Annotated in this window: 12 protein-coding genes; 6 read left to right on the forward strand and 6 right to left on the reverse strand. The window is 73.7% G+C overall.

Annotated features, from left to right (window positions below; all coding sequences use genetic code 11):
* Positions 1-158: 158 nt before the first annotated feature.
* Positions 159-935, forward strand: coding sequence for a MerR family transcriptional regulator (locus ACIP4P_RS17165; protein WP_350513399.1), 777 nt, complete (start codon positions 159-161; stop codon positions 933-935).
* 122 nt (positions 936-1,057) lie between these two features.
* Complete coding sequence (locus tag ACIP4P_RS17170; protein WP_400919111.1) at positions 1,058-2,038, forward strand: ABC transporter substrate-binding protein; 981 nt, start codon at positions 1,058-1,060, stop codon at positions 2,036-2,038.
* A 221-nt stretch (positions 2,039-2,259) separates the two neighbouring features.
* Here the strand turns inward: ACIP4P_RS17170 and ACIP4P_RS17175 are convergent, their stop codons facing one another.
* The 5 genes from ACIP4P_RS17175 to ACIP4P_RS17195 all read right to left on the reverse strand — a co-directional run bounded on the left by ACIP4P_RS17175 (position 2,260) and on the right by ACIP4P_RS17195 (position 8,887).
* Positions 2,260-3,900, reverse strand: coding sequence for a M4 family metallopeptidase (locus ACIP4P_RS17175; protein ID WP_400919114.1), 1,641 nt, complete (start codon positions 3,898-3,900; stop codon positions 2,260-2,262).
* Between the two features lie 597 nt (positions 3,901-4,497).
* Positions 4,498-4,836 carry a glutaredoxin domain-containing protein gene (locus ACIP4P_RS17180; RefSeq protein ID WP_400919780.1) on the reverse strand — a complete coding sequence of 113 codons (339 nt, stop codon included), beginning with the start codon at positions 4,834-4,836 and terminating at the stop codon, positions 4,498-4,500.
* Complete coding sequence (locus tag ACIP4P_RS17185) at positions 4,836-6,848, reverse strand: protein kinase (RefSeq protein WP_400919117.1); 2,013 nt, start codon at positions 6,846-6,848, stop codon at positions 4,836-4,838. The genes ACIP4P_RS17180 and ACIP4P_RS17185 overlap by 1 nt, the downstream gene beginning before the upstream one ends.
* Positions 6,849-6,954: 106 nt before the next feature.
* Positions 6,955-7,890, reverse strand: a complete 936-nt coding sequence (locus tag ACIP4P_RS17190) for an alpha/beta fold hydrolase (protein WP_400919120.1) — start codon at positions 7,888-7,890, stop codon at positions 6,955-6,957.
* 235 nt (positions 7,891-8,125) lie between these two features.
* The gene (locus tag ACIP4P_RS17195; RefSeq protein ID WP_400919123.1) at positions 8,126-8,887 is read right to left on the reverse strand and encodes a dienelactone hydrolase family protein; all 762 of its coding nucleotides are present in this window, start codon (positions 8,885-8,887) and stop codon (positions 8,126-8,128) included.
* A 123-nt stretch (positions 8,888-9,010) separates the two neighbouring features.
* Between ACIP4P_RS17195 and ACIP4P_RS17200 the strand changes: the two genes are divergently transcribed.
* Positions 9,011-9,337 (forward strand): DUF6191 domain-containing protein, encoded by a 327-nt coding sequence (locus ACIP4P_RS17200; protein ID WP_400919126.1) that lies wholly within the window; start codon positions 9,011-9,013, stop codon positions 9,335-9,337.
* An 80-nt stretch (positions 9,338-9,417) separates the two neighbouring features.
* Here ACIP4P_RS17200 and ACIP4P_RS17205 read toward each other — a convergent pair whose 3' ends face one another.
* Complete coding sequence (locus ACIP4P_RS17205) at positions 9,418-10,323, reverse strand: iron-sulfur protein (RefSeq protein ID WP_400919129.1); 906 nt, start codon at positions 10,321-10,323, stop codon at positions 9,418-9,420.
* A gap of 230 nt (positions 10,324-10,553) precedes the next feature.
* On the opposite strand from ACIP4P_RS17205, the gene ACIP4P_RS17210 reads away from it, so the two are divergent.
* The 3 genes from ACIP4P_RS17210 to ACIP4P_RS17220 are packed head-to-tail and all read left to right on the forward strand — an operon-like array spanning position 10,554 to position 13,500.
* Complete coding sequence (locus ACIP4P_RS17210; RefSeq protein ID WP_400919781.1) at positions 10,554-11,519, forward strand: FecCD family ABC transporter permease; 966 nt, start codon at positions 10,554-10,556, stop codon at positions 11,517-11,519.
* Positions 11,520-11,557: 38 nt separating this feature from the next.
* The gene (locus ACIP4P_RS17215) at positions 11,558-12,592 is read left to right on the forward strand and encodes a FecCD family ABC transporter permease (RefSeq protein ID WP_400919783.1); all 1,035 of its coding nucleotides are present in this window, start codon (positions 11,558-11,560) and stop codon (positions 12,590-12,592) included.
* Entirely contained in the window at positions 12,592-13,500 is a 909-nt protein-coding gene (locus tag ACIP4P_RS17220) for an ABC transporter ATP-binding protein (RefSeq protein ID WP_400919131.1), read from the forward strand. The genes ACIP4P_RS17215 and ACIP4P_RS17220 overlap by 1 nt, the downstream gene beginning before the upstream one ends.
* The last annotated feature ends 36 nt before the right edge of the window (positions 13,501-13,536 follow it).

Genomic DNA, 13,536 nt, shown 5'->3' on the forward strand with positions numbered 1-13,536 from the left:
CCCCGAACCCTGCCAATCACGCCAGTAGATACTGGCACGATTGGCAGGGTAGTCCTTGCCGACACCGGAGGGAAGGAGCACGACAGCCCGGATTCACCGGAAGTTCCCGAAGTCCTCGAAGGCTCCCGCGCCGACCCGACGGACCTATGCTGATCGCCGTGGACAAGGTCAGAGCTGCTGCGGACGACAGAAAACGCGAGTACCGGGTGGAGGAACTGGCCGAGGCGGCCGGGATCACCACCCGCACCCTGCGCTTCTACCGCGAGCGCAAACTGCTCCAGCCGCCCCGCAAGGAGGGCCGGATCGCCTGGTACGGCGAGGAGCACCTGGCCCGGCTGCGCATGATCGCCGAGCTGCTCGACCGCGGCCACACCCTGGGCGGGATCACCGAACTGATCGGCGCCGGCGAGAGCGGGCGGGACGTCGCCGAACTGATCGGGCTCGAAGCCGCGATCGTCGCCCCCTGGTCGGACGAGACCCCGGTCCGCCTCGACTGGGAGGAGCTGAAGACCGCCTTCGGGGACCAGCTCACCGAGGAGAACACCGCCGAGGCCATCGCCCAGGGCTACATCTCGATCGAGGACGACGGGATCACCCACATCAGCCGGCGGCTGATGGACGCCACCACCGAACTCGTCGCCGAGGGCGTACCGCTCGCGGCCGTGCTGGACGCCAGCCGGCGCACCCGGGAGTACGTCGACGCCATCGCCGAGATCTTCATCGAGGTGGTCAGCGACCACCTGCTCAACGCGCTCTCCGGCGAGACCCCGCTGGCGCCCGGCGAGGCGGCCCGGCTCACCGAGCGCATCCTGCGGGTGCGGCCGCTCGCCCGTACGGTGGCCGACGCCCAGTTCACCCTCGCGATGGACCGCCGGGTGCAGGCCGAGTACGCCGAACTGCTGCGCCAGCGACGGGAGTACGGCCCCGAGGCGTAGCGGGGCCGCCGGGCGGGCAGTGATTCCCGGGCGCCGTCGGCCAGTTGGGGCGCCCGCCCGTTGACGGGGACGGTCCCATGGGCAGTCCCATGGGGGCGCCCCGTTCGTTGGAGGAGCCGCCGATGCCCCGAACCCTCAGCCGCCGCAGCGCCCTCGGCCTCGCCGCCGGCCTCGCCCCGGGCCTGGTCCTCGCCGCCTGCGGGTCCGACTCCCGTTCCGCCGGCGGGAGTTCCGCCGACGGGAGTTCCTCCGCCTCCGGGGGCACCCGGACGGTCCAGCACGCGCGCGGGGAGAGCACCGTACCGGACCGGGCCGGCCGCGTCGTGGCACTGGACACCGACGCCCTGGACTCGGTGGTCACCTTCGGCCTGAGCCCGGTCGGCGCCACCACGGTCGACGCGGGTGCGTCCTTCCCCGCCTACCTGCCCGCCGAGCGGCTGGCCGGGACGAAGCCGGTCGGCACGATCGGCCAACCCGACCTGGAGGCGATCGCGGCGCTGCGGCCGGACCTCATCCTGAGCAACCAGGTCCGCGACGACAAGCACTACGACCAGCTGTCCAGGATCGCGCCGACGGTGCTGTCGAAGACCACCGGGCCCACCTGGAAGGAGAACGCCCGGCTGCACGCCGAGGCGATGGGCCGTCGCAGCGAGGCCGACGCGGCGGACACGGCGTACCGCGCCCGGCTGCGGGACGTGGTCACCGCGCTGGGCGGGCCCGCCAAGGCGGCCGCCACCCGGGTCGAGATGGCCCGGTTCCTGGCCGGCGCGCCCACCCGGCTCTACCTCGACGACACCTTCGTGGGCTCGCTGTTCAAGGACCTCGGGCTGGGCCGCCCGGCCAATCAGGACAAGCCCGGATTCTCGCTGGAGATCAGCCCCGAGCAGGTGGACCAGGCGGCGGCCGACGTCATCTTCTACTCGGTGTACGGGGACCCGGCGAAGTCCGACCGGAGCCGGATCACCGAGGGCGCGCTGTGGAAGAACCTGGACGCCGTCCGCAACGGCAAGGTGTTCCCGGTGGACGACAACCTGTGGATGCTCGGCATCGGCTACACCGGGGCCGGACTGATCCTGGACCAGATCCGCAAGGACCTGGGGTGACGCGGGACGGCATGCGACGCGCGGCGTACAACGGGCGGCGCGCGGAGGACAGTTGACGTCGACGGCCGACGCACGCGACGGCGGGGGCGACGGTGGTCCGCGCACCGTCGCCCCCGCCGTCAGGCCCGACCGTTCGGCACCCACAGTCCGGCCGGGCTCCGCTCGGACGTGCCCCGGGACGGACCTGCCCAACTCAGGCCCGGTCCCGGTTCACGGCCGAGTCAGTTCACGTTGACCGCGGTCCAGGTGGCCGCGACCGCGTTGTACTCGGCGCTGTTCGCGCCGTACAGGTCCGTCGCCGCGCTGAGGGTGGCCGCACGGGCACCCGCGTAGTCGGTCGTCGACGTGAAGTACGTGGTCAGCGCGCGGTACCAGATCTGTGCGGCCTTGTCGCGGCCGATGCCGGCCAGCGAGGAGCCGTCCGACGTCGGGCTGTTGTAGTTGAACCCGTTGATGGTCTTCGCTCCGCTGCCCTCGGACAGCAGGTAGAAGAAGTGGTTCGCCACACCGGACGAGTAGTGCACGTCCAGGTTGCCGACGTTGGCGTCCCAGTAGTCGGCCGAGGAGCCGTCCTTGCTGGGCTGGTCCATGTAGCGCAGCGGGCTGCCGTCGCCCCGCAGGTTGATCAGCTCGCCGATCCAGTAGTTCGGCGGGTTGGAGGGCAGGTTGGCGTACCACTCCACCATGGTGCCCATGATGTCCGAGGTGGCCTCGTTGAGGCCGCCGGACTCGCCCGAGTAGTTGAGCGCGGCCGTCGCGGCGGTGACGCCGTGGGTCATCTCGTGGCCGGCCACGTCGATCTCGGTGAGCGGCGCGCTGTTGTTGGCGCCGTCGCCGTACGACATGCAGAAGCAGTCGTCGCTCCAGAACGCGTTGACGTAGTTGGAGCCGTAGTGCACCCGGCTGAGCGCGCCGACGCCGTCGTTGCGGATGCCGTTGCGGTTGAAGGTGTTCTTGTAGAAGTCCCAGGTGGTCGCGGCGCCGAACTGGGCGTCCACGGCCGCGGATTCGCGGTTGTTGTTGGTGCCGTCACCGAAGCTGTTGCTGGTGTTGGCGAACAGCGACCCGCTGCCCGACTCGCTGTTGCTCATGTCCGTGGTGGACTGGCCGCCGCGGCTGGCGTCCTTGAGTTCGTACTGGGAACCGTTCTGGTTGGTGTTCAGGCCCACCTGGCCGACGAAGATGCCGTTGCCGGTGCCGGCCGCGGTCTCGATCTTCTCGTGGGTGGAGAGCACCTCGCCGCTGGCCGCGTCGGTGACCAGGATCTGGGCGCTCGGGGTGCCGTCGGCGCGCACGCCCTCGACGGTGGTCCGGTAGGCGAGCCGCGGGGTGCCGGTGGTGGCCCACACGACCAGCTGGGCCTTGCCGACCTGGTGGACGTCGGCCAGCGGGGACTCGTCGGCGTCGATGGTCTGGCCGATGGTGGCCTTGACCGTGCCGGAGGCCTGGTCGGCCGCCTTGTCGGCGGGGATCTTCGGGGTCAGGCTCGGCAGCGCGATCTGGGCGGAGACCGCCTTGTCGACCGACTTCACGGCGCCGTCGGCCTTCTGGTGGACGACCAGGTCGCCGCCGATCACCGGGAGGCCGGCGTAGGTGCGCTCGAAGCGCAGGTGACGGGTGCCGTCCTTGTCGACGATCGCGTCCTTGGCGACCAGCTTCTCCTGGCCACCGAGGCCGAGCGCCTTGGCGATCGGCGCGGACTGGCCGTTGGCCACCGCGAGCACGGCCTCGTGCTGCTGGGTGGCCTGCGCCTGCAGCGAGGGGGCCGCGGGGGTGGCCTGGGCGGTGGTGGCGACCTGGACGACACCGGTCAACAGGGCCGTGGCCGAGATGACGGCGACAGCTGCGAGCTTTCGCTTCACGTGCGAGTCCTTCCGGGAAACCGCGTGTGGGCGCGGTCGCACCACGTCCCGGGGGCCGGGGTCGACACCTGTGGGGCGGGACGGGCGCTGACGTGCTGGAACCCCGTGCGGTTCGAGCGGCTCGCCACCGAGGGGTGGGGGTGGGGGGCTACCGCTGGGGGGTGACCAGAAGCATGACAATCCAGCTGGTGAAATGACAGGTCTGCCTCAGGAATTGGCCAGGTCCCGCCAGTTGGTAAAGGGATTCAAATGGTGGTCAAATCGGGGCAATCCAGCGCGCCTTGCAGCGGGTTCCGATCCGGACCACGGCCGACCGCCTGGGGCGACAGACGGACGGTCACCAACGGACCAACAGAGTGTCAAGAGCGATCGTCGGACGATCGACTTTTACATCCTTGTAGAACTTTCCATACATACCCTTGACAGAGGGGTGGCGAGGTCCCGCCACCGGCCGGCCTTGTCCGCCGCACGACGGTCTGCTAGTGGACGACCCGGACGACGGACAGCACAGAGCCGCCCGGACGCCGGTTCAACCGGTGGCACGGGCGGCTCGGGGCCACTGCGCGAGGGGTCGGCCAGGGGCCGATCAGGGGTCGATCAGGAAGCGGGCGATGCGTCGGACTCCCGTACAGCACGCAGGAGTTGACGGAGCGACGGATTCACCATCGGACGGCCGGCCACGGTGACGGTCGGTACCGTCTCGTTGCCGTCCGCGACCGAGCGGACGAAGGCCGCCGCGTCCGGGGACTTCCAGATGTTGACCCGGGTGAACCGGCGGCTGTAGCGCAGGCGGGTGAAGAGCAGGCCGAACCGCAGCTGCAGGCAGAACGAGCAGAGGGGACGCCAGTAGAGCACCACGTCGCTGCCCGCGGCACGCTCCGCGCCGCCGCCGCCCGCGCCGCCGCCCGCACCGCTGTTCACGCCGTCGTGATCCATCACTGCAACCGCCATTCCTGGGCCGTGTTTCCGGGTGTGCACGTGACCATGGTGATCTCGTTGCCCGGTCCGTTGTCCGTCATGCAGGACTGGTTCTGGTAGTCGCCGAGCGTGTACGAGCCCGCGGTGCTGCCGCTGCGGACGCTCCATCTGGTGAGGAAGCTGAAGCCGTTGCTCAGCACGACCTTGCCGTCCATGGTCTGGACCAGCTGCGGGCCGCCGTTGTTGCAGGCGTTGAACAGCGTCCAGGCGCCGGGGTCGGTGGAGCGCACCCAGCCGTACTGCGAGGCGCCGCCGAGGACGAGCGGGTTGTCCCCGTTCAGGTTGTCGTTGCGCATCCCGATCGGGCTGCCGTGCTTGACGCTGACGATGGTGCTCCAGCTGCTGCCCTCGCAGGAGGAGGGCCGGGCACCTCGGGACGACGTGCCACCGGCCGAGGACCCGCCCGAACTTCCGCCCTGGGAAGCCGAGTTGCCGGAGCCGGCCGGGGGCTGTGCCGCACTGCCACCCGAGCCGGTCGGCGGGTTGGCCTGGCCGCCCGAGGAGCCGCCGGGGGCCGCACCGCCGCCCTGGCCGGTGCCCGCACCGGCCCCGTTGCCCCCACCGCCGTTGCCCCCGCCCGCATTGCCGGCACCGCCACCGCTGCCACTGCCGCCCCGCCCCGGTCCGCCGCCGTTCCCACCCTGGGCCGGAACGGGCTGTTGCCCGCCCGGCGGCAGCTGCCCACCGGCCGGTGGCTGGGCGGCGGCCGGAGCGGTCGACGGCGCGTCGGTCGGCTGCGGGGTGGCGGACGCGGAGCCGGTGGCCGGGGCCGTGGTGGCCTGGCCGGTGCCGGCGGCGGCCGCCGGAACGGTCACCACCACGGTCGGCTGGGCGGTGGGCGTCCCGGCCGCCGCGTCGGAGCCGCCGGCGCCGCGGTCGATCAGCAGCGCGGTGGCCGTGCCCATCGAGATGACGACCGGGATGACGATCGGGATCAGCAGGGTGCGGCGCGAACGGCGCTTGCCCGGCTCGGTGTCGGCCTGCGGGTCCACCTTCACGACCTGCTCCGGCGCGGCCGGGGCCGCTCCCCCGACCGCGGCGACCTCCGCACCCGCCCCCGCTCCGGCCCGCAGGTCGATCGTCCCGGTGTTCGCCGCCCGCCGCGCCGTGCCCGGCAGGCCGATCGCCACCCGGGCCGCCGACGCCATCCCGGCGGCGCTCTCGAACCGGTCCTCGGGCCGCTTCGCCAGCGCGGTGGCGACCAGCGCCCGGACCGCCGCCGGGAAGGTCTCCGGCAGCTCCGGCACCGGCTGGTTGACGTGCTTGAGCGCGACCTGCAGCGGCCCCTCCCCCAGGTACGGCACCTGCCCGACCAGCAACTCGTAGCCGACCACGCCGATCGAGTAGAGGTCGGAGGCCGGGCCGGTGGTCTCCCCGGAGGCCTGCTCGGGGGACATGTAGGCGGCGGTGCCGATGATCGCGTACGGCGCGGTGAGCTTGGTGCTGGCCACGGCCCGGGCGATGCCGAAGTCGGTGATCACCACCCCGCCGTCCTCGCGCACCATCAGGTTGGAGGGCTTGAGGTCACGGTGCACGATCCCGCGCCGGTGGGCGGCGTGCAGCGCGTCCAGGGCGTCGGCGAGCAGGCCCAGGGCGCGCTCGGCGCTCATCGGGCCGTCCTCCTTGAGCACCTGGTTGAGCGGCCGGCCCTCGATCAGGTCCATCACGATGTAGGCGCAGTGGGTGTCGTCGCCGGAGGCGTCCGGATCGTCGGAGCCACCCGCGCCGCTCTCCCCGTAGTCGTGGACGCCCACGATGCCCGGGTGGTCGATCGCCGCGACCAACTGGGCCTCGCGGCGGAAGCGTTGGACGGAGGTGTCGTCCTCGAACAGGTCCGCCCGGAGGATCTTGACGGCGACCGGCCGGGCCAGCACCTGGTCCTCGGCGCGCCAGACCGCGCCCATCCCCCCGCCACCGACCTTCTCGACCAGCGTGTACCGCCCGCCGAGCACGGTTCCCGCGCTACTCATCTCCCCTGCCCCCCGGTGTCATGACCCTCCCCGCCGGGTCGTCGGCACACAGTGTGCCAGAGCGTGTCAGGGACTCAGCAGCCCTGGTAGGGACGGGAATCGCCCCTCAGGATCCGGCCTTCCGGGCGTTTCGGGACCGGCCGGACACCTCCCGGACGGCCGCGACGACGGCCCCCGGCACGTCCTGGTGGACGGCGTGCCCGGCGCCGGGCACCACGGCGTGGACGCCTCGGGCGGTACCGGCCGTGATCCGGGCCTGCGCGGCGGTGAAGCGGGCGCGCAGTACGCGCGGCAACCCCTCGGTCGCGCTCAGCACGGTCACCGGCACCTCGGGCAGCGGCCCGGCCGCCCGCAGCCGGCGCAACTGCGCGGTGGCGCGGTTCGACAGCCGGTTCTCGGCGAGCACGGCCCGCCGCTGGTGGGGGTGGGCGAGGACGGCCGCCTCGGCCCGGGCGAGCGCGTCACCCGGGGTCGGCCGGGCGGGTGCCAGCGCCGTCCGGAACAGCTCGTACCGGGTCAGTGCCGTCTCGATCACACTGATCGCCCGCGGCCGGAAGTCCTCGTGCGCCGGATCCACCAGGACCAGCCCGGCCACCAGCTCCGGCCGCCGCCGGAGCAGGAGTCGGGCCAGCTGACCGCCCCAGCTGTGGCCGACCAGAACGGCCGGACCGGCGTCCAGGTGCCGCACCAGCGCGGCCAGGTCCGCGACCTGCGCCGCCAGGGTCAAGGCCGGGACGCGATCCGGGTCGCTGGCCCCGAGCCCGGCCCGGTCGTACGCCACCACCCGCCCCGAACGGGCGAGTTCGGGCAGCAGCGGGGCCCAGGTGAGCGAGGAGGTGCCGCAGCCCGCGACCAGGACGATCGGCCGGCCCTCGGCCGGACCCGCCTCCAGCCAGCACAACACCCGTCCGCCCCGGTCGAGTTCACCGGGGCGCACCCCGCCGGGCGTGTGTTCGGCCAACACCTCGGCGATGTCCCGCTGAACGCCCTCCAGCGCCCGGCGGTCGGGTCGTGTGGTCCGACCACTCGGCCTGATCGGCATGTTCGGCTCCCCCGTGGCTCGCGTCGACGGGCCCACCGCTCCGGCGCGGCGTGACCCCGGCTCCCACGGTACGGCCGATGGATCGGGGGCCGACAGGCCGGAATCCGCCCGGAATCCGCCCGGAATCCGCCCGGGGTCGACCGGGCGGATTCCGAACCGGGTTGCACCGGTGGGTTTCCTCGTACGGTGCCGCGCCGTGCGCGCCGACGCGCCGTGCGTGCCGACGCACCGGGCGCTACGCCGGGAGGGCGCGCTTCAGCAGGTCGAGGAGCGCCGTCCAGTGCCGGGCGTCGCCGACCGCGTCGTAGCGGGAGGTGTCGGCCTGGGTGAAGCCGTGGGTGGCGCCCTCGTACACCTCGGAGCGGAAGCGGACCCCGGCGGCGGTGAGGGCCTCGTCGAGCTCGGCGATCTGCTCGGACGTCATCGACGGGTCCTGGTCGGCGTGGCCGAAGTACAGCTCGGCGGTGATCCGGCCGGCCTCCAGGTGCGGGCTGTCCGGGCGGTCGCTGACGAGGCGGCCACCGTGGAAGCAGGCCGCGGCGGCGACCCGGTCCGGGTGGCCGATGGCGGTGCGCAGCGAGAGGTAGGCGCCGAGGCAGTAGCCGGTGACGCCGATCGGGCCGTCCGTGACCAGCGGGGAGTCGGCGAACCAGGCCAGGTAGGCCTCCGCGTCGCGGAGGACCACGTCCGGGACGGTGGCCGCGACGAGCAGCGGGCCGATCGTGGCGAAGATCTCATCGCACTGGTCGACGTCGATCAGCTCGGGCAGTTCGATCAACGGCACGCGGCCCGAGCGGTAGTACACGTTGGGAACCAGGACGGTGTACCCGGCCTCGGCGATCCGGTCGGCCATGGCCTTCAGGTGGGGGCGGACTCCGAAGCCGTCCTGGTAGAGCAGGACGCCGGGGTGGGGCCGGTCGTCGTCGGGGTGGGTGAGGTAGGCGTCGGCGGTGCCGTCCGCCGTCGGGATGTCCACGAGGATTCCGTGCACGGTCATGGGTGAGAGCTCTCCTTAGGGTCCGCGGGCAGCCTAGCCGGTACATGACCGATGCCGGGAGCACCGATACCTGGAACTCCGGGACGGGGAACACCGGTGCGGGGGAACCCCGTTGGACCGGGCATGGGACTTGTGGTGGGTGTGGCGTGCGCGGTCGCGGCGGTGCTCGGGCTGGTGGCCCTGGCCGGCTGGCAGGTCCGGGGCGAGTCCTCGCCGCACCGTCGCGAGCGGGCGCCGGGCGTCGGGGTGGGCGGCGGCGGGGCGCTGGACGAACTGCAGGCGATGTTCAGCCCGGGCAAGCGGATCCAGGTCGAGCAGCAGCGGGAGCAGGCCTCGCACCGGGACGACACCCAGGCCGGGGCGCCGCCGCACTTCGGGATCGACCTGGAGCGGGGCACCGCGGTACTGCGGCGGTCCGACCGTCCGGAGGGCGCCGCGGACGGTCGGTAGCGCCGGGTCGGAGTGCCGACGGGTCATCGCGCTGGCGCCGGGTCAGGACGTCGGCGCCGGGCCAGTACGCCGGCGCCGGGTCAGAACCGGCTCAGCCGCTCCTCGTCGCAGGTGCGCGGGCAGGTCAGGCAGGCGAGGGCCTCGGGCTTGACGGCGTAGTAGAGGCAGCAGCCGAGCCGGGTGCGGGTGTGGTGCTCGCGGCCGTCCGGGGTGCGCAGCCGACGGAAGTCGGCGGCTCCGGGCAACGGAAGGGTGCCACCGGGCAGCAGGGCCCCGGCGGCCGCGACGGCGGCGTCCTCGCCGGCGGTTCCGGCGAGGTCCGCGGTTCCGGCGAGGTCCGCGGTTCCGGCGAGGTCCGCGGTTCCGGCGGCATCCGTCCCGGCGGCGTCGAGCATCCGGCCGAGGTACCAGACCGCGGAGGCGAGGTCGTCCGTCACCATGCCCCAGAGCGCGCGGTCGCGGCGCCGGGTCGGCCCGGTGAACGCGGCCAGCACCGGTTCCAGGTGGGCGACCACGGCGGCCCGCAGTTCGGCGCGCAGTTCGTCGTCGCCGGGGAGGGTGACGGACCCGCGCGGCCGCAGCGCGAGGGCCCCGGTGGGGGCGTGCAGCCAGAGGTCGGCGGGGTCGATGAGGGGGACCCGCCGGGCGAGGTGCCAGGGCCCGGCGATGAGCAGGCAGACGGACCAGGCGTAGTGGTGGAGCAGCCGGGAGGCGGCGACGTGCGGGCGGGGCGCCCGGCCGTGCTCGGCGGCGATCCGGGCCTCTTCTCCGGCCAGGACCGCGGCCAGGGCCCGTTCGTCGGCGGCGAGTCGGGCGCCGGAGTACCAGCCGTCGGCGGCCGCCGGGTCGGGCTCGGCGGGGTCGAGCAGGTGCAGCCGGAGCACCGGGCAGAGCCGGCGCAGCCGTTCGTAGTCGCCGACCAGGGCGCTCGGCCGTCCCGCGGGGAGCGGGGACGGCGCAACGGGCAGGGGTGTTCCGGGGACCATCGGCGCTCCCGAGATCGACTCCGAGTGATCGATTAAGGTGAGGCTCACCTTACAATGCCTCAGGGGGTGCACCGGCCACCCGGCCGCACGGCCGTGCGCCCCCGTCGACGACCGGCCCGACCTTGACGAACTTAGGCAAACCTAACCTAAGATGTCTGCTCGTGCTGAGAACCGATCCGCCGGCCGCCACGGCCCCGGCGACGCCCCGTTCCTCGGCGGTCAAGCGGCCGTTGCTGCTGGCCGCCGGAGTGGGCGCGCTCGTGCTGTGCGCCGCCCTGAGCCTTGCGCTGGGCTCCCGAGCCATCCCGCTGTCCACCGTCGTCGACGCCCTCACCGGCGCCGCGCACGGCGGGGACGCCGACGTGGTGACGGGCCTTCGGGTCCCGCGCACGCTCATCGGACTGGCCGTCGGGGCCGCGCTCGGCGTCGCCGGGGCGGTCGCCCAGGGCGTCACCCGCAACCCGCTGGCCTCCCCGGTCACCCTCGGCATCAACGCCGGTGCGAGCCTCGCCGTGGTCGCCGCGATCTACGCACTGGGCCTCTCCCGCCCGTCCGAGTACGTCTGGTTCGCGTTCGCCGGTGCGGCTGTCGCGGCCGTCGCCGCGTACGCCATGTCCCGGCGCGGCGGGGACCTCGACCCGGTCCGGCTCGCGCTCGGCGGCACCGTGCTCACCGTGGTGCTCACCTCCTGGACCTCCGCGCTGATGCTGGCCAGTCACCGCACCCTGGACGAGGCCCGGTTCTGGCTGGCCGGCTCGATCGCCGGACGCCACCTGGACACCCTCACCCCCGTCCTGCCGTTCCTGGTGCTCGGCCTGCTGGCCGCCCTCGCGATCTCCCCCGCGCTGAACGCGCTGGCCCTCGGTGACGAGACCGCCCAGGCGCTGGGCGTGCCGGTGGCCCGGATCCGGGTGGTCGGCGGACTGGCCGTGGTCCTGCTCGCGGGCAGCGCGGTCGCCGTCTCCGGACCGGTGGCGTTCATCGGACTGGCCGCGCCGCACCTGGTCCGCCCGCTGCTCGGCAACGACCACCGCTGGTTGCTGCCCGGCTGCCTGATCGCCGGGCCCCTGCTGCTGCTCGCCGCCGACGTGCTCGGCCGGCTGGTGGTGCAGCCCTCCGAGATCGAGGTCGGCATCGTGACCGCCTTCCTCGGCGCGCCGCTGCTCGCGGTGCTGGCCCGGAGGGTGGCCAAGTGAGCGCGCCGACCGCCCCGACCACGCCCGAGCGTGGCCAACTGAGCCCGCGCACCGCCCCGTTGAGCGCGATCGCGCGCCGCCGGGCCCGTACCGCCGCCTGGTCGCTGCTGGCCGTCGTCCTGCTCGTGGTGCTCACCGGCATCGCCCTCGGCACCGGCCAGGTGAGCATCTCCGCCTGGGACGCGCTGCGCGCCCTGTTCGGCCAGGGCTCGCCCGGCGACGTCCTGGTGGTGCAGCAGTTCCGGGCGCCGCGCGTGGTGTCCGCACTGATCGCGGGCGCCGGGCTGGCGATGGCCGGCTCGATGCTGCAGCGGCTGTTCCGCAACCCGCTGGCCGCCCCCGACACCATCGGCATCACCGGCGGCGCCTCCTTCGGCGCGGTACTGATGCTCGCCACCGGCGCCTCGCAGCAGCTGATCCCGCTGGCCGCGGTCGGTGGCGGGCTGCTCGCCGCGCTGCTGCTCGGCGGCTTCGCGTGGCGCTCCAGGATGGCCGTCACCCGGCTGATCCTGGTCGGGCTGGCGGTCCAGCAGGGCCTGGCCGCCGCCGTGAACCTGATGATCGTACGGTTCCCGGCCGAGCTGGCCTCCTCCGCGATGCAGTGGACCACCGGCTCGCTGTACGGCCGCAACTGGACCGAGGTGTGGATCGGCGGCACCGCCATCGCGCTGACCGCCGGGGCCGTGGTGCTCTGCCAGCGGCGGGTCTCCGTGCTCGACCTCGGCGACGACTCGGCCGGCGCCCTCGGCCTGAACCCCGCCCGGGACCGGCTCTGGCTGCTGCTGCTCACCATCACCCTCGCCTCGCTGGCCGCCGCCCTGACCGGCCCGGTCGCCTTCGTCGCGCTCGCCGTCCCGCACCTGGTCCGACTGCTCGCCGGACCGCCCACCCCCGGCACCCTCGGCCTCACCGCGCTCACCGGCGCCGTGCTGCTGCTCTCCGCCGACCTCCTCGTGCTGCACGTGATCCCCGTCCACGGCCTGCCGGTCGGTGCCGTCACCGCCACCCTCGGCGCGCCCTGGCTCCTGGTGCTGATGATCCGCCAGGGCCGGCTTCCCCAGAGGAGCAGCTGATGACCTCGCCCGCCACCGACCTCACCGCCGATCACGCCGCCGATCGCACCACCGATCCCACGGCCGGTCGCACCGCCGGTCGCACCGCCGGGAACCGGCTCGCCGTCCACGGCCTCGGGCTGCGCTACGGCGACCGGACCATCGTCGAGGGGCTCGACCTCGAACTGCCCGGCGGCGCCGTCACCGCGATCGTCGGACCGAACGCCTGCGGCAAGTCGACCCTGCTGCGCGGGCTGGTCCGGCTGCTCGACCCGGCCGCCGGCACCGTCACCCTGGACGGCGCCGACATCCACCGGATGCCCGCCCGGACGCTCGCCAAGCGGATGGGCCTGCTGCCCCAGCAGCCGGTCACGCCCGAGGCGGTCACCGTCGAGGCGCTGGTCCGGCTCGGCCGCTACCCGCACCAGCGGATGCTCAGCCCGTGGTCCAAGGCCGACCAGGCGGCGGTCGAGGAGGCGCTGGAGCGCACCGGCACCGCCGAACTGCGCGACCGGCAGGTCGACCGGCTCTCCGGCGGCCAGCGCCAACGGGTCTGGATCGCGCTCGCGCTCGCCCAGGAGACCGACCTGCTGCTGCTCGACGAGCCGACCACCTTCCTCGACCTGCGGCACCAGCTCGACGTGCTGGACCTGGTCGCCGACCTGCACGCCGAGGCCGGGCGCACTGTGGTCATGGTGCTGCACGACCTCGGGCAGGCCGCCCGGTACGCCGACCACCTGGTGGTGCTCAAGGACGGACGGCTCGCCGCGGCCGGTCCGCCCGCCGAGGTGCTCACGGCCGAGCTGGTGGAGTCCGTGTTCGGCGTGCCGTGCCGGGTGGTGCCCGACCCGGAGACCGGTACGCCGCTGGTCGTGCCGCGGGCCCGGGTCCGCCGCTCCGCCCCCGCCGGAACTTCCTCCCCCTCCTGAACTTCCTCTGCCCGTCCCCCTAGTCGTCCCCGTTCG

The organism is Kitasatospora sp. NPDC089509, from assembly GCF_044749365.1.
Classification (GTDB): Bacteria; Actinomycetota; Actinomycetes; order Streptomycetales; family Streptomycetaceae; genus Kitasatospora.